At 62.4% G+C, this 26,219-nt stretch carries 26 protein-coding genes, 1 other RNA gene and 5 pseudogenes; 20 read left to right on the forward strand and 12 right to left on the reverse strand.

The annotated features are described in order from the left end of the window. The first annotated feature begins 61 nt into the window (after window positions 1-61). From MESS2_RS08240 to MESS2_RS08295, 12 genes and pseudogenes are all read left to right on the forward strand, one after another. Window positions 62-955: a dihydrodipicolinate synthase family protein gene (locus MESS2_RS08240; protein WP_008873720.1), complete on the forward strand. Its 894-nt coding sequence runs from the start codon at window positions 62-64 to the stop codon at window positions 953-955. 43 nt (window positions 956-998) lie between these two features. Further along, window positions 999-2,336 carry an NAD(P)/FAD-dependent oxidoreductase gene (locus MESS2_RS08245; protein ID WP_008873721.1) on the forward strand — a complete coding sequence of 446 codons (1,338 nt, stop codon included), beginning with the start codon at window positions 999-1,001 and terminating at the stop codon, window positions 2,334-2,336. A gap of 12 nt (window positions 2,337-2,348) precedes the next feature. Next, complete coding sequence (locus tag MESS2_RS08250) at window positions 2,349-3,350, forward strand: 4-hydroxyproline epimerase (RefSeq protein WP_008873722.1); 1,002 nt, start codon at window positions 2,349-2,351, stop codon at window positions 3,348-3,350. 335 nt (window positions 3,351-3,685) lie between these two features. Beyond that, on the forward strand, window positions 3,686-4,588 hold the full coding sequence (locus tag MESS2_RS08255) for a branched-chain amino acid ABC transporter permease (RefSeq protein WP_008873723.1): 903 nt from the start codon (window positions 3,686-3,688) through the stop codon (window positions 4,586-4,588). Window positions 4,589-4,676: 88 nt separating this feature from the next. Continuing rightward, a pseudogene (gene livM / locus MESS2_RS08260) lies at window positions 4,677-6,188 on the forward strand (high-affinity branched-chain amino acid ABC transporter permease LivM); the annotation flags it as partial. Continuing rightward, a complete protein-coding gene (locus tag MESS2_RS08265) occupies window positions 6,188-7,693 on the forward strand; it encodes an ATP-binding cassette domain-containing protein (protein ID WP_008873725.1) in 1,506 nt (501 codons plus the stop codon). The pseudogene livM and the gene MESS2_RS08265, both read left to right, overlap by 1 nt. Continuing rightward, window positions 7,693-8,421: an ABC transporter ATP-binding protein gene (locus MESS2_RS08270; RefSeq protein WP_006327597.1), complete on the forward strand. Its 729-nt coding sequence runs from the start codon at window positions 7,693-7,695 to the stop codon at window positions 8,419-8,421. Before MESS2_RS08265 ends, MESS2_RS08270 begins: the two co-directional genes overlap by 1 nt. 17 nt (window positions 8,422-8,438) lie before the next feature. After that, on the forward strand, window positions 8,439-8,786 hold the full coding sequence (locus MESS2_RS08275) for a DUF6867 family protein (RefSeq protein ID WP_008873726.1): 348 nt from the start codon (window positions 8,439-8,441) through the stop codon (window positions 8,784-8,786). Between the two features lie 139 nt (window positions 8,787-8,925). Beyond that, window positions 8,926-10,044 carry a branched-chain amino acid ABC transporter substrate-binding protein gene (locus MESS2_RS08280; RefSeq protein ID WP_008873727.1) on the forward strand — a complete coding sequence of 373 codons (1,119 nt, stop codon included), beginning with the start codon at window positions 8,926-8,928 and terminating at the stop codon, window positions 10,042-10,044. A 175-nt stretch (window positions 10,045-10,219) separates the two neighbouring features. Continuing rightward, window positions 10,220-13,678 (forward strand): pyruvate carboxylase, encoded by a 3,459-nt coding sequence (pyc, locus tag MESS2_RS08285; protein ID WP_008873728.1) that lies wholly within the window; start codon window positions 10,220-10,222, stop codon window positions 13,676-13,678. Between the two features lie 156 nt (window positions 13,679-13,834). Continuing rightward, entirely contained in the window at window positions 13,835-14,095 is a 261-nt protein-coding gene (locus MESS2_RS08290; protein WP_006204859.1) for a DUF2312 domain-containing protein, read from the forward strand. A 51-nt stretch (window positions 14,096-14,146) separates the two neighbouring features. Next, complete coding sequence (locus MESS2_RS08295; RefSeq protein WP_008873729.1) at window positions 14,147-14,596, forward strand: hypothetical protein; 450 nt, start codon at window positions 14,147-14,149, stop codon at window positions 14,594-14,596. Window positions 14,597-14,647: 51 nt separating this feature from the next. Here the strand turns inward: MESS2_RS08295 and MESS2_RS08300 are convergent. Continuing rightward, a pseudogene (locus MESS2_RS08300) lies at window positions 14,648-15,156 on the reverse strand (arsenate reductase ArsC). Window positions 15,157-15,339: 183 nt separating this feature from the next. On the opposite strand from MESS2_RS08300, the gene MESS2_RS08305 reads away from it, so the two are divergent. Beyond that, window positions 15,340-15,681, forward strand: a complete 342-nt coding sequence (locus MESS2_RS08305) for a hypothetical protein (RefSeq protein ID WP_008873731.1) — start codon at window positions 15,340-15,342, stop codon at window positions 15,679-15,681. Between the two features lie 73 nt (window positions 15,682-15,754). On the opposite strand, the gene msrB is transcribed toward MESS2_RS08305, so the two are convergent. From msrB to MESS2_RS08330, 6 genes are all read right to left on the reverse strand, one after another. Next, window positions 15,755-16,159, reverse strand: coding sequence for a peptide-methionine (R)-S-oxide reductase MsrB (gene msrB, locus MESS2_RS08310; RefSeq protein ID WP_008873732.1), 405 nt, complete (start codon window positions 16,157-16,159; stop codon window positions 15,755-15,757). Window positions 16,160-16,358: 199 nt separating this feature from the next. Then, a complete protein-coding gene (locus MESS2_RS08315) occupies window positions 16,359-17,549 on the reverse strand; it encodes a vWA domain-containing protein (RefSeq protein WP_008873734.1) in 1,191 nt (396 codons plus the stop codon). A 5-nt stretch (window positions 17,550-17,554) separates the two neighbouring features. Next, window positions 17,555-17,956: a type II toxin-antitoxin system HicB family antitoxin gene (locus MESS2_RS08320; RefSeq protein ID WP_008873735.1), complete on the reverse strand. Its 402-nt coding sequence runs from the start codon at window positions 17,954-17,956 to the stop codon at window positions 17,555-17,557. Between the two features lie 11 nt (window positions 17,957-17,967). Beyond that, window positions 17,968-18,132 (reverse strand): type II toxin-antitoxin system HicA family toxin, encoded by a 165-nt coding sequence (locus MESS2_RS30765; protein WP_083918433.1) that lies wholly within the window; start codon window positions 18,130-18,132, stop codon window positions 17,968-17,970. A 21-nt stretch (window positions 18,133-18,153) separates the two neighbouring features. Further along, the gene (locus MESS2_RS08325; RefSeq protein WP_008873736.1) at window positions 18,154-18,600 is read right to left on the reverse strand and encodes a GNAT family N-acetyltransferase; all 447 of its coding nucleotides are present in this window, start codon (window positions 18,598-18,600) and stop codon (window positions 18,154-18,156) included. A 78-nt stretch (window positions 18,601-18,678) separates the two neighbouring features. After that, on the reverse strand, window positions 18,679-19,518 hold the full coding sequence (locus tag MESS2_RS08330; protein WP_008873737.1) for an AAA family ATPase: 840 nt from the start codon (window positions 19,516-19,518) through the stop codon (window positions 18,679-18,681). A 172-nt stretch (window positions 19,519-19,690) separates the two neighbouring features. On the opposite strand from MESS2_RS08330, the gene ssrS reads away from it, so the two are divergent. The 4 genes from ssrS (at window position 19,691) to MESS2_RS08345 (ending at window position 22,384) form a co-directional block, all read left to right on the forward strand. After that, window positions 19,691-19,846, forward strand: a non-coding RNA gene (gene ssrS / locus MESS2_RS30770) — 6S RNA. A gap of 194 nt (window positions 19,847-20,040) precedes the next feature. Next, window positions 20,041-20,628, forward strand: a complete 588-nt coding sequence (locus tag MESS2_RS08335; RefSeq protein WP_008873738.1) for a 5-formyltetrahydrofolate cyclo-ligase — start codon at window positions 20,041-20,043, stop codon at window positions 20,626-20,628. Between the two features lie 99 nt (window positions 20,629-20,727). Further along, on the forward strand, window positions 20,728-21,552 hold the full coding sequence (locus MESS2_RS08340; protein ID WP_008873739.1) for a TIGR00282 family metallophosphoesterase: 825 nt from the start codon (window positions 20,728-20,730) through the stop codon (window positions 21,550-21,552). A 70-nt stretch (window positions 21,553-21,622) separates the two neighbouring features. Continuing rightward, a complete protein-coding gene (locus tag MESS2_RS08345) occupies window positions 21,623-22,384 on the forward strand; it encodes a TerC family protein (protein ID WP_008873740.1) in 762 nt (253 codons plus the stop codon). A 43-nt stretch (window positions 22,385-22,427) separates the two neighbouring features. On the opposite strand, the gene MESS2_RS08350 is transcribed toward MESS2_RS08345, so the two are convergent. Then, window positions 22,428-22,895, reverse strand: a complete 468-nt coding sequence (locus MESS2_RS08350; protein WP_008873741.1) for an SRPBCC family protein — start codon at window positions 22,893-22,895, stop codon at window positions 22,428-22,430. A gap of 27 nt (window positions 22,896-22,922) precedes the next feature. Beyond that, a pseudogene (locus MESS2_RS08355) lies at window positions 22,923-23,248 on the reverse strand (hypothetical protein). Window positions 23,249-23,754: 506 nt separating this feature from the next. Between MESS2_RS08355 and MESS2_RS08365 the strand changes: the two are divergent. The 3 genes and pseudogenes from MESS2_RS08365 to MESS2_RS08375 all read left to right on the forward strand — a co-directional run. Next, window positions 23,755-23,898 (forward strand): annotated as a pseudogene (locus tag MESS2_RS08365) (transcriptional regulator); the annotation flags it as partial. Window positions 23,899-24,109: 211 nt separating this feature from the next. Continuing rightward, window positions 24,110-24,859, forward strand: a complete 750-nt coding sequence (locus MESS2_RS08370) for a YebC/PmpR family DNA-binding transcriptional regulator (RefSeq protein WP_008873746.1) — start codon at window positions 24,110-24,112, stop codon at window positions 24,857-24,859. Window positions 24,860-24,922: 63 nt separating this feature from the next. Then, window positions 24,923-25,219 (forward strand): Rdx family protein, encoded by a 297-nt coding sequence (locus MESS2_RS08375; RefSeq protein ID WP_008873747.1) that lies wholly within the window; start codon window positions 24,923-24,925, stop codon window positions 25,217-25,219. Window positions 25,220-25,241: 22 nt separating this feature from the next. Here MESS2_RS08375 and MESS2_RS30775 read toward each other — a convergent pair whose 3' ends face one another. The 3 genes and pseudogenes from MESS2_RS30775 to MESS2_RS08385 form a co-directional block, all read right to left on the reverse strand. Beyond that, window positions 25,242-25,403, reverse strand: a complete 162-nt coding sequence (locus tag MESS2_RS30775; RefSeq protein ID WP_157357654.1) for a glycine zipper domain-containing protein — start codon at window positions 25,401-25,403, stop codon at window positions 25,242-25,244. Window positions 25,404-25,467: 64 nt separating this feature from the next. After that, a complete protein-coding gene (locus MESS2_RS08380; RefSeq protein WP_008873749.1) occupies window positions 25,468-25,947 on the reverse strand; it encodes an anthrone oxygenase family protein in 480 nt (159 codons plus the stop codon). Window position 25,948: 1 nt separating this feature from the next. Further along, window positions 25,949-26,219, reverse strand: a pseudogene (locus MESS2_RS08385) (NmrA family transcriptional regulator); the annotation flags it as partial.

Consider the following 26,219-nt stretch of genomic DNA (forward strand, 5'->3'; position numbering starts at 1 on the left):
CAACATTGACAGTCGCTCCCCGAGCAAATATATCACTGATATATCAGATGGAGCGATAGCTATGTGGACCGGAGTTTTCCCCGCCGTCACGACCAAATTCACCGAGGACGACAGCCTCGACCATGCCGAAATGGAGCGCTGCTTTGGCTTGCAGATGGAGGCCGGCTGCGACGGCATCATCGTCTGCGGCTCGCTCGGCGAAGGCCCGATGCTGTCGCATGACGAGAAGATCGAGGTGCTGAAGACCGCACAGAAGGTTGCCGGCAAGAAGCCGGTTCTGCTGACGGTCAACGAAGCCGGCACCCGCGAGGCCGCAAGCATTGCGCGCCGTGCGGCGAAGGCAGGCGCCAATGGACTGATGGTGGTGCCGAGCCCGATCTATCATACCAATCCGCAGGAAACGGTTGCCGCGCTGCGGGCCGTCGCCGAGGCAGGCGACCTGCCCATCATGATCTACTCAAACCGGCTTGCCTACCGCGTCGACGTCACCGTCGACCAGATGGAGGAACTGGCCTCGGACAAGCGTTTTGTCGCCATCAAGGAATCTTCCGACGACATCCGCCGCTCGACCGAGATCATCAACCGCTTCGGCGACCGCTACGACCTCTTCACCGGCGTCGACAATCTGGCGTTCGAGGCGCTGTCGGTCGGCGCCATTGGCTGGGTGGCCGGACTGGTCACCGCGTTTCCACGCGAGACCGTCGCCATCTACCAGCTGATGAAGCAGGGCCGCCGCGAGGAGGCGCTGGATATCTACCGCTGGTTCCGGCCGCTGCTCGACCTCGACGTGTCGACCTATCTGGTGCAGAACATCAAGCTTGCCGAGGTTCTTGCCATCGACACCAACGACCGCGTGCGCATGCCGCGCCAGCCGCTGTCGGGCGAGCGCCGCAAGGCGGTCGAGAAGATCGTGCGGGATGCATTGGCGGCGAGGCAGAAGCTGCCGCAGTTCTAGGCTCTCTTCTCCCCGTTCACGGGGAGAAGAGAGCGGCAGCCAGATGAGGGGCAGCGCCGACGTGCAAGGAAATTCCAGGCCGACAGAAGCGGGGCGCCGCCCCTCATCCGCCCTTCGGGCACCTTCTCCCCGTGAACGGGGAGAAGGTGAAGACATCGCCGTCATCGGTGGTGGCATCATCGGTATTTGCGCCGCCGCCTATCTGGCTGAGGCCGGACGAAACGTCACGATCTTCGATCGGACAGGCATTTGCGAGGAAACGAGTTCCGGCAATGCCGCGGCCTTTGCGTTTTCCGACGTCTTGCCGCTGGCTCACAAGGGCATGATCAGGCAATTGCCGAGATGGCTTGCCGACCCGCTCGGCCCGCTCAGCATTCCGCCGGCCTATCTGCCGACACTCCTACCCTGGCTGGCCCGCTTCTGGCGTGCCGGGCGCAGCGACCGCTATGAGGCCAGCCTCGCGGCGCAAGCCGGGCTGATGCGGCTCGCCGAGGCCGAATGGGCCGGGCTGATGACACGTTCGGGTACGACAGATATGCTGCGCGAGGACGGCTCGCTCGAACTCTACGAGAGCGAGGCCGAGTTCAGGGCGTCGCTGCCGGGCTGGGCGGCCAGGCAACGCTTCGGCATCGGCTTCAATCATGTCGAAGGCGATGCTCTCGCCGCCTTGCAGCCCGGCCTGTCGCCACGCTTCGTCAAGGGCACATTTGTGCCGGGGTGGAAGACGGTTGCCGATCCGAAATTACTGGGCAAGGCGGTCTGGGCCTATGCCGAGACCAAAGACGCGTGTTTCGAAAAAGCGCGAATCGACCATATCGAAGCGGGCCAGGATGGCGTGACATTGACGCTGGCCGACGGCAGCGCGCGGCAGGCAAGGCACCTGGTCGTCGCGGTCGGGGCATGGTCGCATCTCCTGGCGAAAGATCTCGGCGACCGTATCCCGCTGGAGACCGAGCGCGGCTACAACACGACGTTGCCGAAGAGTGCCTTCGATGTGAAGCGGATGCTGATCTTCTCCGGGCACGGCTTCGTCGTCACGCCGCTCGAAACGGGTCTGCGTGTCGGCGGCGCCGTCGAACTCGGCGGTATCGAGCGGCCGCCCAACTACAACAGATCGAAGGCGCTGCTGCGGAAGGCGCAAAACTTCCTGCCGGGGCTCGATCCCTCGGGCGGCCGCGAATGGATGGGGTTTAGGCCGTCGCTGCCGGATTCGCTGCCGGTGATCGGTCGCGCCAGCCAGGGCGGCAATATCGTCTATGCCTTCGGCCATGGCCATCTCGGCCTGACCCAGGCGGCGGCTACCGCGCGCTTGATCCGCGAGCTCGTTCTCGGGCAAAATCCGGCGCTTGATCTTTCTTCCTTCTCTCCGAACCGTTTTTGATAAGGTCCAAACATGGCGCGCCATTCCTTCTTCTGCATCGACGGCCACACCTGCGGCAATCCCGTGCGGCTGGTCGCAGGCGGCGGACCGCTGCTCGATGGCTCGACGATGATGGAGCGGCGGGCGCATTTCCTGGCCGAATATGACTGGATCCGCACCGGGCTGATGTTCGAGCCGCGCGGCCATGACGTGATGTCCGGCTCGATCCTCTATCCGCCGACGCGCGACGATTGCGACATCGCCATTCTGTTCATCGAAACCTCGGGCTGCCTGCCGATGTGCGGCCACGGCACGATCGGGACGGTGACTTTTGCCATCGAGCACGGGCTGATCAAGCCGAAGACGCCGGGGGTGCTCAGGTTGGACACGCCCGCCGGCCTGGTTGTCGCCGAGTACAAACAGGTCGGCGAATATGTCGAGGAGGTGCGCATCACCAATGTGCCGTCCTTCCTCCATGCCGAAGGGCTGACGGTCGAATGCCCGGGGCTTGGCGAGATCAGCGTCGATGTCGCCTATGGCGGCAATTTCTACGCCATCGTCGAGCCACAGAAGAATTTTCGCGACATGGCCGATCATTCGGCGGGCGACCTGATCGCCTGGAGCCCGGTGGTGCGGCAACGGCTCAACGAGAAATATTCCTTCGTGCATCCCGAAAACCCCGGCATCAACCGGCTGTCGCATATGCTGTGGACGGGCAAGCCGACCAACGGCGAGGCGCATGCCCGCAACGCGGTCTTCTACGGCGACAAGGCGATCGACCGCTCGCCTTGCGGCACCGGCACCTCGGCGCGGATGGCGCAGCTTCATGCGAAGGGCAAGCTCAGGGCTGGCGACGATTTCGTCCATGAATCGATCATCGGCTCGCTGTTCAAGGGCAGGGTCGAGAAAGAGGTCCAGGTGGCGGGCAAGCCGGCGATCATTCCCTCGATCGGCGGCTGGGCGCGCATGACCGGATTGAACACGATCTTCATCGACGAACGCGATCCGTTCGCGCATGGATTCGTCGTCAAATAAGGAGAATCCTGACCTAAGGGAAGCAAGGAGGCGCGAAAAGGATTGCGTTCGCCGGCGCAACGATCCCTCTCATCAACTTATTTTGACGGCGATTTCTTCGAAACGAGGTGCATGATGCGGCTGATTCGTCAAAGACATTGCGTTATGCCAATGATAGGGTCCGCGATAGTCCAGAGGCTGGGTTGGAAAAAACGGAGCAATCCGGTGGCGTGTCGGCAAAACACGCATGACGATTGAAAAATCACGTTGCAATCCGGGCTCGAAACTTTACGACTAGGGGAAATACGAAAAGGAATGCGTCTGCATGGGCGACATTCCAGGGGAGCCACGGTAGTATGCAGTACTTCGTCCAGCAGCTTATCAACGGGCTGACGCTGGGATCTATCTACGGGCTGATCGCAATCGGCTACACGATGGTCTACGGCATCATCGGCATGATCAATTTCGCCCATGGCGACATCTTTATGGTCGGTGCTTTCACGGCGCTGATCGTTTTCCTAATCCTCGGCGCGATGTTCTATTCGGTTCCGGTGGTCGTGGCGCTCCTGGTCATGATGATCGTGGCGATGCTGTTGACCAGCCTCTATAACTGGACAATCGAGAAGGTGGCCTACCGGCCGCTGCGCGGTTCGTTCCGGCTGGCGCCGCTGATTACCGCGATCGGCATGTCCATCGCGCTGTCGAACTTCGTCCAGGTGACGCAAGGCCCGCGCAACAAGCCGATCCCGCCGATGGTGTCCAAGGTCTACAACATCGAAGGCATCAGCGTGTCGCTGAAGCAGATCATCATCGTCGTCGTCACCGCGCTGCTGCTGGCGCTGTTCTGGTACCTCGTCAACAAAACCTCGCTCGGTCGAGCGCAAAGAGCGTGCGAGCAGGACCGCAAGATGGCGGCGCTGCTCGGCATCGATGTCGACCGCACCATCTCGATCACCTTCATCATGGGCGCCGCGCTTGCCGCCGTCGCCGGCACGCTGTTCCTGATGTATTACGGCGTCATCGCCTTCTCCGACGGTTTCGTTCCCGGCGTGAAGGCATTCACCGCGGCGGTGCTCGGCGGCATCGGCTCGCTGCCCGGTGCGGTGCTCGGCGGGCTGATGATCGGCTTCATCGAAAGCATGTGGTCGGCCTATTTCTCGATCGACTACAAGGACGTCGCCGCCTTCTCCATCCTGGCGATCGTGCTGATCTTCCTGCCTTCCGGCATTCTGGGCCGGCCAGAAGTCGAAAAGGTCTGAGATCATGGCGGTTACCGTATCCCCGGAGCGCGATGTCATCGCCACTCCCGTGCAGCGCGCTGTTCGCGAGGCGTTCTATGCCGGCGCCATCGCGCTCGGCCTGTTCGTGCTGTTCATCGGGCTGAAGACCGGTCAGAACATTTCCAATGAACTGGTCCTGACTACGCGCTGGGGCCTGCTCGCCGCCGTGGTGATCGCCACGGCCGTCGGGCGCTTCCTCTATGTCGCCTATGGCCAGCCCTTCCTGGCCAGCCAGAAGATCGCCGATGTCGCCACCGGCCTGCTGCCGGACAGCGTGGCGATGCGGTTCTTCCGGTTGCCCTATTTCATCGCGGCCCTTGTGATCGCGGCCCTGCTGCTGGTCCTGGCCAGTTCGCTTGACGGGCTGCTGGGACCCGGTCTTGCCGGCTATGCCCGCTTCGTGCGGGCGCTGGCGATCATCTATGCCCTGGCCTCGGTGCTGTTTTATTTCCGGGCCTTCATCCACGCCCATTTCTCGGCACTCGGCATAGCCGCGCTGGCCCTCTACCCGATCATCGTCGTGGTGTCGCTCGCTCTCTACGGCGGGTCGATAGCGGCCGGTTTCCAGGGCTCACTGAAATGGGTCGACAATTTCGGCATCCAGATCCTGATCTATGTGATGCTGGCCTGGGGCCTGAACATCGTCGTCGGCCTCGCCGGCCTGCTCGACCTCGGCTATGTCGCCTTCTACGCTGTCGGCGCCTATGCCTATGCGCTGCTCGGCACGCAATACGGCCTGTCGTTCTGGATCCTGCTGCCGGCCGCCGGCGCCATGGCCGCCTTCTGGGGCGTGCTGCTCGGCTTTCCGGTGCTGCGCCTGCGCGGCGACTATCTGGCGATCGTGACGCTGGCCTTCGGCGAGATCATCCGCCTCGTATTGATCAACTGGCGTGAGGTCACCAACGGCTCGGCCGGCATTTCCGGCATTCCCAAGGTCACCTTCTTCGGCCTGATGACGTTCAACGTCTCGGATCCGAACTATATCGCCAAGGTGCTGAACATCGCCACGTCGAGCGCCTACTACAAGATATTCCTCTACTATTTGATCCTCGGGCTTTGCCTGCTCACCGCTTTCGTCACCGTCAGGCTGCGGCGCATGCCGGTCGGCCGCGCCTGGGAAGCGCTGCGCGAGGATGAGATCGCCTGCCGCTCGCTCGGCATCAACACCACCACCACCAAGCTCACCGCCTTCGCCACCGGCGCCATGTTCGGCGGTTTCGCCGGCTCGTTCTTCGCGGCCCGGCAGGGCTTCGTCAGCCCCGAATCCTTCGTCTTCCTGGAATCGGCGATCATCCTTGCCATCGTCGTGCTCGGCGGCATGGGTTCGCTGGTCGGCATTGCCGTTGCCGCGCTGGTGATGATCGGCGGCACGGAGGTGTTGCGTGAACTCGATTTCCTCAAGCAGGTCTTCGGTCCCGACTTCACGCCGGAACTCTACCGCATGCTGTTGTTCGGCATGGCCATGGTCATCGTCATGCTATGGAAGCCGCGCGGCTTCGTCGGCAGCCGTGAGCCCACCGCCTTCCTGAAGGAACGAAGGGCTGTTTCCGGTTCCTTCACCAAGGAGGGACACGGCTGATGAATGCGAGTTCGATTCAGAAAGCCAACCCGGGCATGAACGACGCCATCCTGCAGGTCGAGCATCTGTCGATGAAGTTCGGCGGCCTGGTCGCCATCGGCGATCTCTCCTTCCAGGCCCGGCGCGGCGAGATCACCGCGCTGATCGGGCCGAACGGCGCCGGCAAGACCACCGTGTTCAACTGCATCACCGGTTTCTACAAACCGTCGGAAGGCATGATCACGCTCAACCGGCAGGATGGAAGCACCTATCTGCTCGAACGCCTGCCGAACCATGAAATCCCGGCGCGCGCCAAGGTGGCGCGCACCTTCCAGAACATCCGCCTGTTCTCGGGCATGACGCTTTTGGAGAACCTTCTGGTCGCCCAGCACAACAAGCTGATGAAGGCGTCGGGCTATACGGTGCTCGGCCTGTTCGGCTTCAGCGGCTACCGCAAGGCATCGGCCGAATCGATCGAGCTCGCCAAGCATTGGCTGGAGAAGGCCGATATTGTCGACCGCGCCGACGATCCGGCCGGCGACCTGCCCTATGGCGCGCAGCGGCGCCTGGAGATCGCGCGGGCCATGTGCACCGGGCCGGAGCTGCTCTGTCTCGACGAGCCGGCCGCCGGCCTCAATCCGAAGGAATCGATGGCGCTCAATGCGCTGTTGATGGACATCAAGAACACGACTGGCACATCGATCCTTTTGATCGAACACGACATGTCGGTGGTCATGCAGATTTCCGACCACGTCGTCGTGCTCGAATACGGGCGCAAGATCTCCGACGGCAATCCGCAGTCGGTGCGCACCGACCCGCGCGTCATCGCCGCCTATCTCGGCGTCGACGACGAGGAGGTCGAGACCGTGCTGACCGAGGTCGGCGACGAAGACGTGATCGAGCAGCTGGATACCGGTCCGGACTCGGCGCATGGTCCGGGCACATCGTCTTCCTATCTCGCCGGGCCGGTGACCGAAACGGTCGGCCACAGCGAGGGCGAACGCGTCACGGTGTCGAAAGGCGCGTCCAAGGCCGGCCAGTTCGACGCCCGCGCGAAGGCGGCGGCAAGCCAGCCCGCCTCGCTGGCCACCGTTCCGGCAGCCAAACCGACCGCAAAATCTTCCGCCGCGAGACCCCCGGCAAAGTCGCCCGCCAAGGCGCCGGCGACGCCGAAGACATCAGGGATTTCGAACCGGCTCGCGGCGCCCCGCGGCGGCACAGCCGACAATCTGACCCGGATCAAGGGCATCGGCACGGTCAATGAGCAGAAGCTCAACCAGCACGGCATCTTCCATTTCGACCAGATCGCGGCATGGAAAAAATCCGACGTCGAAGCGGCAGAAGCCTATCTCGCCTTCGACGGGCGCATCGCGCGTGAGGAATGGGTCAAGCAGGCCAAGCTTCTCAGCCGGGGCAAGGAGACGGAATTCTCGCGGCGCGTCGATGCGGGCAAGGTGGAAACAAGTCATGCCTCCGGGAAGACTGCTGCCAAGCCCGCGGCAAGCAAGCGCGGAGGGCGCAAGTGATGGCCGGGACAACGCTGCTCGATATCAGGGGCGTCCAGACCTATTACGGCAACATCCGGGCGCTGAACGGCGTCGATGTCACCGTCAAGCAGGGCGAGATCGTGGCGCTGATCGGCGCCAACGGCGCCGGCAAGTCGACGCTGATGATGACCATATTCGGTGCGCCACGTGCCCGCGCGGGCACGATCACCTTCGCCGGCACCGACATCACGCAGTTGCCGACCCACGAGATCGCGCGGATGCGGATCGCCCAGTCGCCCGAGGGCCGGCGCATCTTCCCGCGCATGACGGTGATGGAAAACCTGCAGATGGGCGCCAGCCTCGACAACCTCGAGCACTATGACGAGGACGTCGAAAAGGTGTTCACGCTGTTCCCGCGCCTGAAGGAACGTATCGCCCAGCGCGGCGGCACGCTGTCGGGCGGCGAGCAGCAGATGCTGTCGATCGGGCGCGCACTGATGGCGCGGCCGAAGCTGCTCCTGCTCGACGAGCCGTCGCTCGGCCTGGCGCCGCTGATCGTCAAGCAGATATTCGACGCAATCCGCGAGCTGAACCGCACGCAGGGGCTGACCGTGTTCCTGGTCGAGCAGAACGCCTTCGGCGCGCTGAAGCTCGCCACGCGCGGCTATGTCATGGTCAACGGCAATGTGACGATGAGCGGCACCGGCAAGGAGCTGCTCGCCAATCCGGAAGTGCGCGCCGCCTATCTCGAAGGCGGCCATCACTGAGTTCAGGAGTCTAAGTCATGCAGGGCATTCTCTACGAGGAACCCTCGATCTGGCAGTTCTTCTTCGTCACCTGCCTGCTTGGCGGCTGGGCGGCATGGATGACGGGCAAGGCCAGCGCCGAGACATGGCGCAGCTTCCTCCAACTGTTCGCCTACATGCTCGGCCTCGGCCTCGGCATAAGGTTCATCCATCACGCGCTGTTCGGCGGCACGATGTTCTCGCTGCATTACTATATCGTCGACACTATCGTGCTGATGATATTTGGCTTCATCGGCTATCAATACACGCGCACCAACCAGATGGTGACACAGTATAATTGGCTCTACGAAAGAGCCTCGCTTTTGAGCTGGAAACCAAAAGGTTGACGTTCATCATTAACGCCGTTTCGGAAATGAATCGGCGTGACAAGTGCCTGAAAATCGGCAAAGTACGCTTTCTGCGAGTAAGAGTGGGCATCGCATGAAAGCATCATTCACGCCCACTCCGTAAATGGGAGCGTTCTACATGAGAAAATCACTTTTGTCCGCCGTCGCCCTGACCGCGCTTGTCGCGTTCGGCGGCAGCGCGTGGGCTGACGTACTGATCGGCGTCGCCGGTCCGATCACCGGTCCGAACGCCGCCTTCGGCGCGCAGCTGCAGAAGGGCACCGAGGCGGCCGCCGCCGACATCAATGCGGCCGGCGGCATCAATGGCGAGCAGATCAAGCTTTCGGTCGGCGACGACGTCTCCGATCCGAAGCAGGGCATCTCGGTCGCCAACAAGTTCGTCGGCGACGGCGTCAAGTTCGTGGTCGGCCACTTCAACTCGGGCGTCTCGATCCCGGCGTCGGAAGTCTACGCCGAGAACGGCATCCTCGAAATCACGCCGTCCGCGACCAACCCGAAGTTCACCGAGCGTGGCTTGTGGAACACGTTCCGTACCTGCGGACGCGACGACCAGCAGGGCAGCATCGCCGGCGCCTATCTGGCGGCGAACTTCAAGGACGCCAAGATCGCGGTTATCCACGACAAGACGACCTATGGTCAGGGCCTCGCCGACGAGACCAAGAAGGCGATGAACGCGGCGGGCGTGACGGAAGTCATGTACGAAGGCGTCAATGTCGGCGACAAGGACTTCTCGGCGCTGATCGCCAAGATGAAGGAAGCCGGCGTTTCCATCATCTACTGGGGCGGCCTGCACACCGAAGCCGGCCTGATCATCCGCCAGGCGGCCGACCAGGGCCTCAAGGCCACGCTGGTTTCCGGCGACGGCATCGTGTCGAACGAATTGGCCTCGATCGCGGGTGATGCGGTCGCGGGTACGCTGAACACGTTCGGCCCCGATCCGCGCCTGATCCCCGCCAACAAGGAACTCGTCGAGAAGTTCCGCGCCCAGGGCTTCGAACCCGAGGCGTACACGCTCTACTCCTACGCCGCCATGCAGGTCATCGCGGCAGCCGCGACGGCCGCCAAGTCGAACGACCCGCAGGAAGTCGCCAAGGCTCTCAAGGCCAACGGCCCGTTCAAGACCGTGCTTGGCGATCTTTCCTACGACGAGAAGGGCGATCCGAAGCTGCCGGGCTATGTCATGTACGAATGGAAGAAGGGCGACGACGGCAAGTACACCTACATCCAGAAGATGTAAGCCTGTCGGCGACGACAATTCGAATGCCCGGCGCCTTGCGCCGGGCATTTTTCGTTGGTGGCGCAAACAATCAATTTAAATCGGTTTAGATGTCGCGCGATTTTGTTTGCACCGCAGCATTTTCACGCTAATCATTGCCTCAGCCCCCATCCTCTCCATCTCTGGAGCCTTGTCCTTGGCAATCACTAAGATCCTTGTCGCCAACCGGTCCGAAATCGCCATCCGCGTCTTTCGCGCGGCCAACGAACTCGGCCTCAAAACCGTGGCGATCTGGGCCGAGGAAGACAAATACTCGCTGCACCGCTTCAAGGCCGACGAAAGCTATCAGGTCGGGCGCGGGCCGCACCTCAACAGGGACATGGGGCCGATCGAAAGCTATTTGTCGATCGAGGAGGTGATCCGCGTCGCCAGGCTTTCGGGCGCCGACGCCATCCATCCGGGCTATGGGCTTTTGTCGGAAAGCCCCGAATTCGCCGAGGCCTGCGCGCAAGCCAGCATCATTTTCATCGGCCCCAAGCCGGAGACGATGCGCCGGCTCGGCAACAAGGTCGCGGCGCGCAATCTCGCCATCGAGGTCGGGGTGCCGGTGATCCCCGCCACCGATCCGTTGCCGGATGACATGGAGGCGGTCAAGAAACTGGCCAAGGAGGTCGGCTATCCGGTGATGCTGAAGGCATCCTGGGGTGGCGGCGGGCGCGGCATGCGCGCCATTGGCTCCGAAGCCGACCTTGCCCGGGAAGTCACGGAAGGCAAACGCGAGGCGAAAGCCGCCTTCGGCAAGGACGAGGTCTATCTCGAAAAGCTGATCGAGCGCGCCCGCCATGTCGAGGTGCAGGTGCTTGGCGACACACATGGCAACGCCGTGCATCTGTTCGAGCGCGACTGTTCCATACAGCGCCGCAACCAGAAGGTGGTCGAGCGGGCGCCGGCGCCTTATCTCGAGCAGTCACTGCGCGAGGAGCTTTGCGGCTACGCGCTGAAGATCGCCCGCGAGACGAGCTATGTCGGCGCCGGCACGGTCGAGTTCCTGCAGGATGCCGACAGCGGCAAATTCTACTTCATCGAGGTCAATCCGCGCATCCAGGTCGAGCACACCGTCACCGAGCAGGTGACCGGCATCGACATCGTCAAGGCGCAGATCCACATACTCGACGGCTTCGCCATCGGCACGGCGCAATCGGGCGTGCCGACGCAGAAGGACATCAGGCTGAACGGCCATGCACTGCAGTGCCGGATCACCACCGAAGATCCCGAGCACAATTTCATCCCCGACTATGGCCGCATCACCGCCTATCGCGGCGCCACCGGTTTCGGCATCCGCCTCGACGGCGGCACCGCTTATTCGGGCGCGGTCATCACCCGCTTCTACGATCCGCTGCTGGAAAAGGTAACGGCGTGGGCGCCGACACCGGCTGAGACGATTGCCCGCATGAACCGGGCGCTGCGCGAATTCCGCATCCGCGGCGTGGCGACCAACCTCACCTTCCTCGAAGCGATCATCAACCATCCGAGTTTTTCCGACAATTCCTATACGACCAAGTTCATCGACACGACGCCGGAACTGTTTGCCAGCGTGAAGCGGCAGGACCGCGCGACCAAGCTGCTCAACTATCTGGCCGACGTTTCGGTCAACGGCCATCCCGAAACGCGCGGCCGGCCGCAGCCGAAGGCCGATGCGGCGGCGCCCGTCGTGCCTTACCTTAACGGCAATGTGCCTGGCGGCAGCAAGCAGAAGCTGGACGTGCTCGGGCCGGAGAAGTTCGCGGCCTGGATGCGCGAGCAAAGCCAAGTGCTGGTCACTGACACGACGATGCGCGACGGCCATCAGTCGCTGCTCGCCACGCGCATGCGCACGCATGACATCGCCGGCATTGCCGGCACCTATGCGCGCGCCTTGCCGCAGCTGCTGTCGCTCGAATGCTGGGGCGGGGCGACTTTCGACGTCGCCATGCGCTTCCTCACCGAGGATCCGTGGGAGCGGCTGTCGCTGGTGCGCTACGCCGCGCCCAATCTGCTGCTGCAGATGCTTCTGCGCGGCGCCAACGGCGTCGGCTACACCAATTATCCCGACAATGTCGTCCAGCATTTCGTCAGACAGGCAGCAAGCGGCGGCATCGACCTGTTCCGCGTCTTCGATTGCCTCAACTGGGTCGACAACATGCGCGTCGCCATGGACGCGGTCGGCGCCGAGGGCAGGCTGATCGAGGCGGCGATCTGCTATACCGGCGACATACTCGATCCGGCGCGGGCCAAGTACGATCTCAAATACTATGTCGGTCTGGCCAAGGAGTTGCAGGCGGCAGGCGCCCATATCATCGCGGTCAAGGACATGGCCGGGCTGTTGAAGCCGTCGGCGGCCAGAGTGCTGTTCAAGGCGCTGCGCGAGGCGACCGATCTGCCGATCCATTTCCATACGCATGACACGTCGGGCCTGTCGGCGGCGACAGTGCTGGCGGCGGTCGAGAGCGGCGTCGACGCCATCGATGCGGCGATGGACTCCTTCTCGGGCAACACGTCGCAGCCTTGCCTTGGCTCGATCGTCGAGGCGCTGAAGGGCACGGAGCGGGATCCCGGCCTCGACACGCAATGGATCCGGAAGATCTCGTTCTACTGGGAAGCGGTGCGCAACCAGTATTCCGCGTTCGAGAGCGACCTGAAAGGACCGGCGTCGGAAGTCTATCTGCACGAGATGCCGGGCGGTCAGTTCACCAATCTCAAGGAACAGGCGCGCTCGCTCGGGCTGGAGACGCGCTGGCACGAAGTGGCGCAGACCTATCACGACGTCAATCTGATGTTCGGCGACATTGTCAAGGTGACGCCGTCGTCGAAGGTTGTCGGCGACATGGCGCTGATGATGGTGAGCCAGGACCTGACCGTCGCCGATGTCGAGAACCCTTCACGGGACATCGCCTTTCCGGACTCGGTCGTCTCCATGCTGCGCGGCGATCTCGGCCAGTCGCCCGGCGGCTGGCCGCAGGCGTTACAGAAAAAGGTGCTGAAAGGCGACAAGCCGATCACCGTGCGGCCGGGCTCACTGCTGAAGCCCGCTGATCTCAAGGCGAGCCGCAAGGAGATCGAGGAGAAGCTGGAGCGCAAGCTTTCGGAGTTCGAATTCGCCTCGTGGCTGATGTATCCGAAAGTCTTCTCCGACTTCGCCGCCGCGCAGGAGACCTATGGACCGGTCAGCGTGCTGCCGACACCGACCTATTTCTACGGCATGAAGTCGGAAGACGAGATCTTCGTCGACATCGAAAAGGGCAAGACCCTGGTGGTGCGGTGCCTCGCCATCGGCGACGTCGACGATAAGGGCATGGTCACCGTGTTCTTCGAGCTCAACGGCCAGCCGCGACGCGTGAAGGTGCCGGACCGCGCGCATGGCGCCTCCGCGGCCAAGGCGCGCCGCAAAGCAGAGCCTGGCAACGAGGCGCATGTCGGGGCGCCGATGCCGGGCGTCGTCTCCGCACTTGCGGTTGCCGCAGGCCAGGCGGTCAAGGCCGGCGACGTGCTCTTGTCGATCGAGGCGATGAAGATGGAAACGGCGCTGCATGCCGAGCGCGACGGAACAATCGCCGAGGTGCTGGTCAAGGCCGGCGACCAGATCGATGCGAAAGATCTGCTGATCGCATTTGGATGAGGCAGGCCTTACGGGAGAAGGTTGTCTCCGGCTGGCAGCAGTCCTTCATGCCGCGTCGATAACGGCTTGACCCGCCGCGTCCGGTCGGGCATCGAACCCGCTCAAATTTGCCGCCTGTTCATCCGAGTCGCGGCATGAAAACGAAGCGGAGAGAAAATGGCCGACGACATCACCGAGACCAGCCAGACTGTTGCCGCCGGCCAGTTGCGCGCCTTCATCGAGCGCATCGAGCGGCTCGAGGAGGAAAAGAAGACCATCTCCGACGACATCAAGGAAGTGTTCGCCGAAGCCAAGGGCACCGGCTTCGACACCAAGGCGATGCGGTCGATCATCCGGCTGCGCAAGAAGGATCAGGCGGAGCGCCAGGAGGAAGAGTCCATCCTCGACCTCTACAAGGCCGCTCTCGGCATGGTCTAAGGTCGGTAACAGCCCCGGGCGCCGGTTGCGGCGCCCTCAACAGGTCGAACCATGAGCGAATTCGACTTTGGCGCCCGCCGCGCCTCTGAATTCCGCCAGCGTGGCTTCTGGGCGTTGTTCGCGGAACGGCATCCGGAGGAAAGGGCTCGGCTGGCGAGGCGAGGACCCTGGTTCTGGCAGCGCGGGCTGCCCGACTTCGCATTGGTCGTTTCCATGTATGTCGCGCCGGCGCAGAACCATGTCGGCGTCTTCTTCGGCCGCAACGAGAAGCTTGGCGCCACCGAAGCATGGACGCGCTTGCGGCCGTTCCAGCCGGCGATCGAGGCCAAGCTAGGACTGAGGCCCGAGCAGCGTTCCGAGGGGCTGGGCATAAACTCGCTGTGGCGGGTGAACTGCTTTGCCGAGGACAATTGGCCGGCCATGGCTGACTGGCTGGTGACGGAGGCTTCGCGCATCGAACGCGCCGTCGTCGAGGTTCTGGGAGACGAAGCGCGATCGTGAGTTCGGTCGCCCTTTATGCACGGACCGCACGGCAGTCGAAACGCATCGCCCTCAGTTTGGCTTCGGTTCGTCGCGGCCGATCTCGTCGAGATGTTGCTGCAGTGCCAGGTTATCAAGCGACTCCATCGGCAAATTGGTGAATACCGCGATGCGGTTGTTGAGCATGCGGTAGGCCTCGGCGAAGGCGAGATGCTGCTCAGCCTCGGTGCCGTCGGCTTTGGCGGGATCCGGCACCGCCCAAAGTGCTGTCATCGGGTGGCCGGGCCAGATCGGGCAGCTTTCGTTTGCCGTGCTGTCGCAAACGGTGAAGACGAAGTTCATCTCCGGTGCGCCGGGTCTGGAAAACTCGTCCCAGCTTTTCGACCGGGCGAAGGATGTGTCGTATTTCAGGCTTTCCAGCAGCTGCAGCGCATAGGGATTGACGGTTCCCTTCGGCTGCGAGCCGGCGGAATAGCCCTTGAAGCGGCCGGCGCCGATGCGGTTGACAATGGCTTCGCCCATGATCGACCGGGCCGAGTTGGCTTGCAGAGAAAGAGAACATTATAGACATGATCGCTCATTCAGAACTCCTCCATGCTGGCGTTGCAAAATGACTGAATGGCTATTCGGATCATAGGTTCCGTGTCGCGAATGTGTTGTTGGCAGATTTCTGTGTCATGCACGTGTCATATTTCGCGGAGCCTTGCTTTACCGGCAGGGTTCGGCATTTTCGGCGTTCCACAAGCGCAAGCGAGGCTCAATCGATGGGCGATTCGGATCCGGCCGAAACGGCGAAGAAGGCCAGCCAGCCAGCCGGCTTCTTCCGTTCGCGCTGGCTGGGCGCGGCGCCGCTCGATCGGCTGTTCTGGCGGGACCTGGTCATCGTCGGCACGGTGATCAACATTGCAGCGTCAGCGCTGGCGCTTATCCTGCTCGGGCTTAAAATGCCGCTTGCTCTCGTTCTCGCCGTGCATTTCGCGTCGGTGCCCTACAATATCTTTCTCACTCTCGCCGTCTGGCGAACCGCGGAAAAATCCGGCGGCTTCAAGGCCTCGCTGATGATGATAGGGGCTGTGCTGTGGCTGATCCTGGTTGTCGTGGTCTGACCACGATATGCGGTCGCGCATGAAAAAGGGCGGCCGAAGCCGCCCCTGCAAAAGTGGTGATCGAAAACGATGCTCAGGCGGCCGGCTCGAATTTCAGCGCCACTCCGTTGATGCAGTAGCGCAGGCCGGTCGGCGGCGGGCCATCCTCGAAGACATGGCCGAGATGGCTGCCGCAACGGGCGCAGTGGCATTCGGTGCGGACCATGCCGTAGCCGCGGTCGGTTGTGGTTTCGACCGAACCGGGCACCGGGTCGTTGAAACTCGGCCAGCCGGTGCCGCTTTCGAACTTCAGCTTGGATTCGAAAAGCGGCTGGTCGCAGCCGACGCAGGAAAAGGTGCCGGCGCGCTTCTCGTAGAGCAGGGCGCAGCTTCCCGGCCGCTCGGTGCCATGGCCGCGCATGACCGCATATTGCTCCGGTGTCAGCCGGGCGCGCCATTCGGCGTCTGTGCGGGTGACGGGATAGGTGTGGGTGTCCATGAAGAATCTCCTCGGCCTTGGCGGCTCGTTACTACAGCGCCGCGCGTCCTTTGGACGCGCAAAGGACGCTGTAGTACATTGAATTTGCGCATGATCCTTTCCGAACCCGAGGCTCGGGTCATGCGCGCGTTGCAGCTCATTTTCGTACCAACATAGGCATTTGTTACACGCCTGCCCAGCACGGGGTTTTGAACAATGTTCAATGCTTCCTCGACAACTGCTTCGTCGCGGCTTCGAGCCCGGCGAGCGTCAGCGGAAACATGCGGCCACCAAAAATGTCGCGGATCATGGCGATCGAATGGGCGTAACCCCAGTTCTTCTGGTTTTCCGGGTTGAGCCATACCGCATTCGGCCATTGCTGCAGCAGCCGGCCGAGCCAGACGGCGCCGGCCTCAGGATTCCAGTGCTCGACCGAGCCGCCGGGATGCGCGATCTCATAGGGGCTCATCGAGGCGTCGCCGACGACGATCACCTTGTAGTCTGGACCATATTTGTGGAGGAGATCGAAGGTTGGAATCACCTCGGCATGGCGGCGGCGATTGTCCTTCCACACGCCCTCGTAGAGGCAGTTGTGGAAATAGAAATATTCGAGCTGGCGGAATTCGGCGCGGGCGGCCGAGAACAGCTCCTCGACGCTCCCGATGTGGTCGTCCATCGAGCCGCCGACATCGAAGAACATCAGGAGTTTCACGGCGTTGCGCCGTTCGGGACGCGTCTTGACGTCGAGATAGCCATGCTCGGCGGTGGCGTGGATGGTGCCGGGCAGATCGAACTCTTCCTCGGCGCCCTCGCGCACCCAGCGGCGCAGCCGCTTCAGCGCGATCTTGATGTTGCGGGTGCCGAGCTCGACGGCGTCGTCGAAATTCCTGAACTCGCGCTTGTCCCAGACTTTGACGGCGCGGCGGTGGCGGCTTTCGTGCTGGCCGATGCGCACGCCTTCGGGGTTATAGCCATAGGCGCCGAAGGGCGAGGTGCCGCCGGTGCCGATCCATTTCGAGCCGCCCTGGTGGCGGCCTTTTTGCTCCTCCAGCCGCTGCTTCAGCGTCTCCATCAGCTTGTCGAAGCCGCCGAGCGCCTCGACCAGCTTTTTCTCCTCGTCGGTCAGGTGCTTTTCGGCAAGCCGGCGGAGCCATTCCTCGGGGATGTTGGCGAGATCGACCGCGTTTTCGCCGGCCAGAGCCTCTACGCCCCGGAAGATGTGCGCAAACACTTGATCGAAGCGGTCGATGTGGCGCTCGTCCTTCACCAGGGCGGTGCGAGCGAGGTAATAAAAACCCTCGACGTCATAATCGACCAGCCCGGCTTCCAGACCTTCCAGCAGCGACAGATATTCCCGCAGCGAAACGGGAACGCGTGCTGCTTTCAGTTCGAGGAAGAACGGGATGAACATGACTGCTATCTATGCCCTTCGATCTTTTCTCGCGCGGCACTTGCGATGAAGGCGGAACGCGTCAGACCACGCCTGCTTGCCTCTTCGTCAATCGCTGCCAAGAGGCCCGCGTCGAGCGACAGATTGGCCCGAACGGGTCGCCCGGAATCGATCAGCACGGGGATCACTGCGGATTCGCCGGCGGCACTGTCGATTTCGCCCTGTTGCAGCAGTTCCGCTACCGTAGCGGGCCAGGCAAGGGCAAGTGTTTCGCCATCCGCGCCTCGGCCCATTCGCGCATGGCCGACGTCGGGTCGGGCAATCGCCTCCTCAGGATTTGCGCCGCCACCGTGGCAACCGGGGAGATCGGGAACCCGCACTCCCCAGACATCATCGGCGCCGTCGAGAATTCCCACGTAATGAGTCATGCAGCTTGTCCTCAAATCCATCCGGCAAGCCGCGCGATGGATCGCGCGACGCCTGCAGACTGTTCGCGATGCCGCGGCACAATGATCGTCACCTCCGGCCTTTCCGGATGCTCATACTTCTCATGCTTACCGCCGCCGGTATTCGCCCAGCCGTCGCGTAAAAGCCTCGCGACAATCTTGCGCGACCGCGCTTGCCATTACAGCAGATCATACTCAATGAAGCCGGTGCGGCGCGCGACGTAGTCGTAGAGCTTGCGTGCCGTGGCGTTGCTCTCGTGGGTCATCCAGTAGACGTTCTTGACGCCGATCTTGCCGGCTTCCTGCTTGACCGCTTCGATGAGCGCAGCACCCACGCCCTTGCCGCGCACCTCGGGATCGGCAAACAGGTCCTGCAGGTAGCAGTTGTTTATCTGCGACCAGCAGGAGCGATGGTAGAGATAGTGGGTGAGGCCGACCGCCTTGCCGTCGAGGGTGGCGATGAAACCCTTCGGCTCGAACTCGCCCGCTGTGAACAGCCGCTTCCAGGTGACGGCGTAGACCTCCTCCGGCAGCTTGGTTTCGTAGAAGGTGAGGTAGGCGGTCCACAGACGTTGCCAGTCGGCATGGTCGGATTGCGCCAAGGGGCGGACAGTGATCTCGGTCATTTCGTTCTCCTGCGAAGTTCAGGTCCGAAGCTGCCTTTCCGTTTGCCTCGCGGCAACGGTCCACAGCCGTAGAAACCGCTATTGCTGCCGTCGCGCCATGAAGGCCAGCCGCTCGAACAGATGCACGTCCTGTTCGTTCTTCAGCAATGCGCCGTGCAGTTTGGGCAGCGCGTTCTTCGGGTCGGCGCGCAGATCCTCCGGCGCGATGTCGTCGGCAACCAGCAACCTTATCCAGTCGAGCGCTTCTGAGGTCGACGGCTTCTTCTTCAGGCCCGGCACGTCGCGGATCTCATAGAACTGGGTGAGCGCTGCCCGCACCAGGTTCTGCTTGATGCCGGGATAGTGCACGTCGACGATCCTGTGCAGCGTGTCGACATCGGGGAAGCGGATATAGTGGAAGAAGCAGCGGCGCAGGAAGGCGTCCGGCAACTCCTTCTCATTATTGGAGGTGATGATGACGATCGGCCGGATACCAGCGCGGATCGTCTCGCCGGTTTCATAGACGAAGAACTCCATCCGATCGAGTTCCTGCAGGAGGTCGTTGGGAAATTCGATATCGGCCTTGTCGATCTCGTCGATCAGAAGCACGACCTTCTTGCCGGCCGCGAACGCCTCCCACAATTTGCCGCGCTTGATGTAGTTCCTGATGTCGTTGAAGCGGTCGTCGCCGATCTGGCTGTCGCGCAATCGCGAGACGGCATCATATTCGTAGAGCCCCTGCTGCGCCCGGGTCGTCGACTTGACGTGCCATTCGATCAGGTCGAGGCCGAGTGCGGCCGCCACCTGGCGGGCAAGTTCGGTCTTGCCGGTGCCGGGCTCGCCCTTGACCAGCAAGGGCCGCTCCAGCGCGATCGCAGCATTGACCGCCACCATCAGGTCCTTGTCGGCGACATAGGCCGCCGTGCCTTCAAAACGCATTTTTGCTCCTCGGTTTTTCCGGCGACCGTAAGGAGACGGCCTGGCCAGCGCAAGCGTTGCGGCCAAGGGCGTGGCGGAACCTCGCAGCGATGCTGGTCCTCACACAGGGATTTGCAGCGAATTGCCCTGCCGTTCTCTGGCGCTTAGCCGGCCATCGGCCTATATTGGGGTTGACGGTCTGCGCTTCCCGGCAGGAGACACATTTCCCCGGGGCCTTAACGATCCTTAGGGAGCTGTCCCTGGGAAGACCCGTGGGTTTTCTCACACGGCGCCCACCTACTTTGTAGGCACCCGGGATCGACTTCTCCACCGGTTGTGTGGATCGTCACCCATCGAAAAGGCCATATTTGGCGGATTTTGTCGTCGCGCCGTTTTGTGCGGTGCTCACGAACGAAAAGTTCGCTCCGCTGATCTCGTTTCGCATGATCTTTTCACCGAACCGCTGACACTTCGGTGGATCATGCGGTAAAATACGTCGCTCCTAAAACTCCATCCAAATCTGACCTTTTCTACCATCGGCGCATGACATCCTCGAAAGACCTCAAAAAACAGCTGCGCAAGGAAGCACTCGGGCGCCGCGACGCGCTCGACGAATTCTGGCGGGTGGAGGTGGCGCTCGAAATGGCCGAGACGGCGTGGGACCAGGTCATGGTCGAGCCGGGTCAGATCGTTTCCGGCTTCTGGCCGATGCGTTCCGAGGTCGATGTCCGACCGCTGATGTTCGCCTTGCGCGAGAAGGGTGCAAGGCTCTGCCTGCCGGCCATACTCGACAAGACCACCATCGTCTTTCGCGAATTGGTGCGCGGTGCGCCGATGGTCGACATGGGTTTCGGCACCGTTGGACCGCATGAGGAAGCCGCGGTGCTGGATCCCTCGGTGATGCTGGTGCCGCTCGCCGCCTTCGATGCGCGCGGCCACCGCATCGGCTACGGTGCCGGCTACTATGACCGTGCGATCGCCAGGCTGATCGGCAAGGGGCAGCCGCCCCGGCTGATCGGCATCGCCTTCGACTGCCAGGAGGTGGCGCTGGTCCCCGATGAGGACCATGACGTGATCGTTCCGGAAATACTGACCGAGAGCGGGTTGCGCCGCTTCGCGCCACAATTGTAGATAGTTTCCTGGGCGCATGTTCTTTTGCGAAAAGCGATCTTTTCCGAAAAGTCATGCAACTTTTGGCTGCACTGACCTTCGGTTCGGGATCACGCTTAGATGAGACTTCTCTTCCTCGGTGACATGGTCGGCAAGACGGGACGCACGGCGGTGTGGGAACAGCTGCCCGGGCTGATCTCGGATTTCAAGCTCGACTTCGTCATCGTCAATGGCGAGAACGCCGCCGGCGGTTTCGGCATCACCGAGGAGATTTTTCGCGAGACGATTGCGGCGGGTGCCGATGTCGTCACCACCGGCAATCATGTCTGGGACCAGCGCGATGCGCTGATCTTCGCGCCGCGCGAAGAGCGGTTCCTGCGCCCGTCGAATTTTCCCAAGGGCACGCCGGGGCGCGGCTCCGGCGTCTACATCGCCAGGAACGGCGCGCGCGTGCTGGTCGCCAACATCATGGGCCGGGTGTTCATGCATCCCGAACTCGACGATCCGTTCCAGGCCGGCGAGCGCGAACTGGCGGCCTGCCCGCTCGGCGAGCAGGCCGATGTTGTCGTTATAGACTTCCATGCCGAGGCTACCTCGGAAAAAATGTGCTTTGCGCATTTCGTCGACGGCCGCGCCAGCCTGGTCGTCGGCACCCACACACATATGCCGACCGGCGACCACCAGATACTTAATGGCGGCACCGGCTATATTTCCGATGCCGGCATGTGCGGCGACTATGATTCCTCGCTCGGCATGGACAAGGAGGAGCCGCTCAACCGTTTTCTGTCGAAGGTGCCGAAAGGCCGCTTCGAGGCGGCGACCGGACCGGCGACATTGTGCGGCGTCGGTGCCGAGATTTCCGACCGGACCGGCCTGACCGAGAAGATCGCGCCGTTTCGCCGCGGACCGCGGCTGGAAGAAACCGCGCCGTCCTTCTGGTCGTGACATTGATATAAACGCCTGCAATACCTAATTGGCGACGAAACTGCTCTAGATCGTAGAGGGGACGACCTCCATGCAGCCGATCGAATTCCTGGCGCCGTATTTCGCCTTTGTTTCCGACCCGACCGCATGGGTTGCGCTGCTGACACTGGTGGCGCTGGAGGTCGTGCTCGGCATTGACAATCTGATCTTCATCTCGATCCTCACCAACAAGCTGCCGGAAGGGCAGCGGGCCCAGGCCCGGCGGCTGGGCATCTCGGCCGCGCTGATCATGCGGCTGGTGCTGCTGGCAACCATCTCCATCATCGTCCAACTGACCACTCCGGTATTCACGGCGTTCGGCCGTGGCTATTCGTGGCGCGACCTGATCCTGATCGCCGGCGGCCTGTTTCTGGTCTGGAAGGCGACCAAGGAAATCCACCACACAGTCGATCCCGACGATCATAAGGACACGATGATGGGCGAGACGCTGCAGCTCTCGCTCGCCGGCGCTATCTTCCAGATCCTGCTGCTCGATCTCGTCTTCTCGATCGATTCGATCATCACCGCGGTCGGCATGACCGACGAGATCGCCATCATGTACATTGCCGTGATCGCGGCGGTCACGGTGATGATGCTGGCGGCCGGGCCGCTCGCCGATTTCATCGCCAAGAACCCGAGCATCGTCATGCTGGCGCTGGGGTTCCTGCTGATGATCGGCATGACGCTGATCGCCGACGGCATGGGTTACCACGTGCCGAAAGGCTACATCTACGCGGCCATGGGTTTTTCGGCGATGGTCGAGGGGCTCAACATGCTGGCAAGGCGGCGGAAGAAATCCGGCGGCGGGCATTGAGCTCAAGGCGTTTCTTCGGAGGAGGAAGAACCCCGAGCGCTTTCTAACTCGCGGGCACACCCTTCGGATGGCGGTCGCCGATCAGGCCAAGCGTCAGGCCCTGCTCCAGCCATGCCTTGGCGCCGGCCAGCACGAGCGTGAAGCCGCCGGTTGAACCGATGGCCTCTTTCACCTGCTCGTCGCCATTGCCGGCAAAGCCGAAATTGCGAACCTCGATAAAGGTGGCACTTCCAGGCATTTCGGTGAAGGTCCAGACCACAATGGTCGGTGGCTCGCTCCACTGCATGACGATCTTCTTGTCCTTGACGATCTCGCTGACATCGACCGTCGCCGAGACGTCGTACATGCGCCATTCCCAGCGGATCTGCTTGCCGCTGTCCAGCCGGCCGCTGCCGTGCGTGAACCAGAATTTCGTGGTGATGGCCGGATCGACGATGGCTTCGAACACTTCGGCGACCGGCCGCCGGATCAGCATGCCGGCTTCGGCTGTCGGGTTTTTGCGGATCTCCATGGAATGCTCCTCTCAGGGCTTAGGCGCTCACCAGGCGTCAGGCTCGCGCACCATGTGGATGACATTGGCCGGATTGGTGATCCAGCCGCCGCGGAAGCCCTCGCCCAAGGGCTCGATAGCATCACAGCGTACAATGCCGGCCTTGGCGAAATGATCCGCGGCCATAGGGAAATCGTCGGTGAAAAGCTCCAGCCAGACTTCTGCCTGGCTCAGCATCGGCGCTTCATCGATCCACAGCCGGTTGGGCCAAGCTCGAAGCCGATTGCCGGCGCCTTGGCGGTGAACGGCTTCAGGCCAACGACATCGCGATAGAAGGCGATCGTCTCCTGGTATTGGTGCTGGGGCACTTTCATGGCGATGATAGAAATGACGGACCCCGCCGCAATCAAGCCGCCCGCGTCCCGCCCTACTGGTCTGCTCGGTCACGAGCTTGACGCGCAATCTCCGTCCAAGACCGGCCTATTCGGCGCTTTGCCTTTATCAGTCGGGCCACGATGGCAACTGCCAAGGTATTCAAGGCAACTGGGCGCAGTGCTTGCCGAATAAGCACGGCAGCCAAGACCACTAGGCCCATGAAGAAAATAAGCGCGAGGGCGTCTTTCCACACTGAAGATTCCACAGACTGGGCGTACGCTGGCGATGCGCATAGTAGGCAAACAATTGAAAGAAGCTGGCGGCGCACGTTTCGTCCCTCCCCTGATGTGGCCGCCATCTTAGGCCGGGGTGGGTCGTCAAATCCATAGAGCACGGTCATCTTTGCGGCTCTTTTGTCGAACGCGCTCTGGCGGTCCTACCGCACAGCGTTCTGAGCCTGTCCTCGGGCGATGGCCCCTGCGGTGAGTCCCGGAGAGGCTTTGAGCTTGTGGCAAAGCGCGAGGGGCGCGAGCGCTGGAACCACCTCAACGCGCTGCCGATCAAGCAGATCCACGACCGCTGGATCAGCCAATATGCCGGCCACGCGATCAACATCATCGACCGGCTGAAGTCCGATCTCCAGGGGTGAGCGGTTGCGGCGATCCATCAGGGTTCCGCGCCATGGTGCGGCTGGACGAATTGAGCCGATTTATCTATAAGCCGGCCATTCCGACAGAGAGCGCCGTGCGTCCATCCGGACCATACGGGACGTTCTGAAATTTGAATTCGAGCATTCTTTGCTGAAAGGCCGGTGAATCCACCCGGTTGCAAATGCTCTAGCCGAAGACGACAGGGGTGCCATGGCTGGCCATTCACAGTTCAAGAACATCATGCACCGCAAGGGCCGCCAGGATGCGGTGCGGTCGAAAATGTTTTCCAAGCTGGCGCGCGAAATCACCGTCGCGGCCAAGACGGGCACACCCGATCCTTCGATGAACCCGCGCCTGCGCCTCGCCGTGCAGAACGCCAAGGCGGTGTCGATGCCGAAGGACAACATCCAGCGCGCCATCAACAAGGCCTCGATGGGCGACGCCGAGAACTACGAAGCCGTGCGCTACGAAGGCTATGGGCCGGGCGGCGTGGCGCTGATCGTCGAGGCACTGACCGACAACCGCAATCGCTCGGCCTCCAATGTGCGCGCCGCCTTCACCAAGGCCGGCGGAGCGATGGGCGAAACCGGCTCGGTGTCGTTCATGTGGGACCGCGTCGGCGAGATCTACTATCCGGCCTCGGTCGGCGGCGCCGAAAAGGTGATGGACGCGGCAATCGAGGCCGGCGCCGACGACGTCCAGTCGGACGAGGAAGGCCACACCATCTATTGCGCTTTCGAAAATCTCGGCGAGGTGTCGAAGGCGCTGGAAGGCGCGCTCGGCGAGGCGGAATCGGTCAAGCCGATCTGGCGGCCGCAGAACAACATTCCGGTCGACGAAGAGCGAGCGCAGTCGCTGATGAAGCTCGTCGCCACGCTCGAGGACGATGACGACGTGCAGAGCGTCTACGCCAATTTCGAGGTCGACGACGAGACCATGGCCAAGCTCAGCGCGGCATAAACACAGCTCAGCCCGAGATATGAGCGGAGCTCAATCTGACATATGAGCGGAGCTCAATGTGACATGACCGAAAAGCAGCTGCCCATCATCCGCATCACCTATTGCACGCAGTGTCTGTGGCTGCTGCGTGCCGGCTGGATGGCGCAGGAACTGCTCTCTACCTTCGGCACGGATCTCGGCGAGGTGACGCTGGTGCCCGGCACTGGCGGCATCTTCACCATTTCCTGCAACGACACACTCATCTGGGACCGCAAACGCGACGGCGGCTTTCCGGATGCGGCGAAGCTCAAGCAATTGGTCCGCGATGTGATCGATCCAGACCGCGATCTTGGCCATGCCGACCGCAAAGCGAAGAGCTGAGCTTCTCTCGCAACGCGAAAGATCACTTTCCACGCCGCTGCCCGAAAAGCGGACCAATGCCGGCACCGATGGCAATGCCCATGCCGATGCCGGCCGGTATGTTTTCCATTGCGACACCAAAGGCGGCCCCGAGACCGACCCCGATCGCCATGCCGACGGCCATGTTCGAATACTGATCCTTCAAGGCTCTTCTCCGCGCGATGCTGTCAATGCCTCCAGCGGGGCCGGGCGCAGCGGTCCGAGACATTTCAACGTGCGGCGAACCAGAAGGATGCCAGCGCGGCGATGGCGGTAATGGTGCGGACGTGGTTCCACATCACCCAATCCCTGAGATAGGCGGTCCAGACAGTGGCGCCGCTGGCGCTGGCCGGGTCGACGGCGGCCAATGCGTTATTGAGCGGCACGTTGAAGACCATGGTCACGATCGGGTTGCCGACGAGGTAGATCAGGGCGCCGGCGAGCAGCCAGAACGAACCCGGCTGGCTCCAGCCGATGACGGCGCCGACGGCAAGAACGAGGCAGACCAGCCCGGTGCCGAAAAGCGCGGTCATGAACAGCGGCGTGATGACGGTGATGTTGATCGAATTCATCGCGGCAATACCGCCCGCGGCAGGCAGGCGGGCGAACGCCGGCATGACAAAATTGGAGAAGGCGAAGAAAACACCGCCGACGATACCCGAGCCGATTGCGGCGATGAAGGTGAGGGTGGGAAGCAGTTTCGCGATCATGTCAGTTGCTCCAGATGCCGGAAGCGGCGGTTTCGGTTGCGTAGGCGGAAAAGTCTTTCGGTGCACGGCCAAGCACGCGCTGGATGCCGTCAGTGAGTGACTCGTTGCGGCCGTCGAGCACCTCGGTGAACAGCTCATTGATGAGCCAGACGAACTCGGCCGGCAACGCCTGGGCTGCCACCGCGGCGGTGAACTCGGCATGCGAAATCCTGATAAAACGGATGTCGCGCCCAGTGGCCTTGCCGATCTCGACGAGCGCCTCGGCGAAGCTT

This window comes from Mesorhizobium metallidurans STM 2683 (genome assembly GCF_000350085.1).
Taxonomy (GTDB): Bacteria; Pseudomonadota; Alphaproteobacteria; order Rhizobiales; family Rhizobiaceae; genus Mesorhizobium; species Mesorhizobium metallidurans.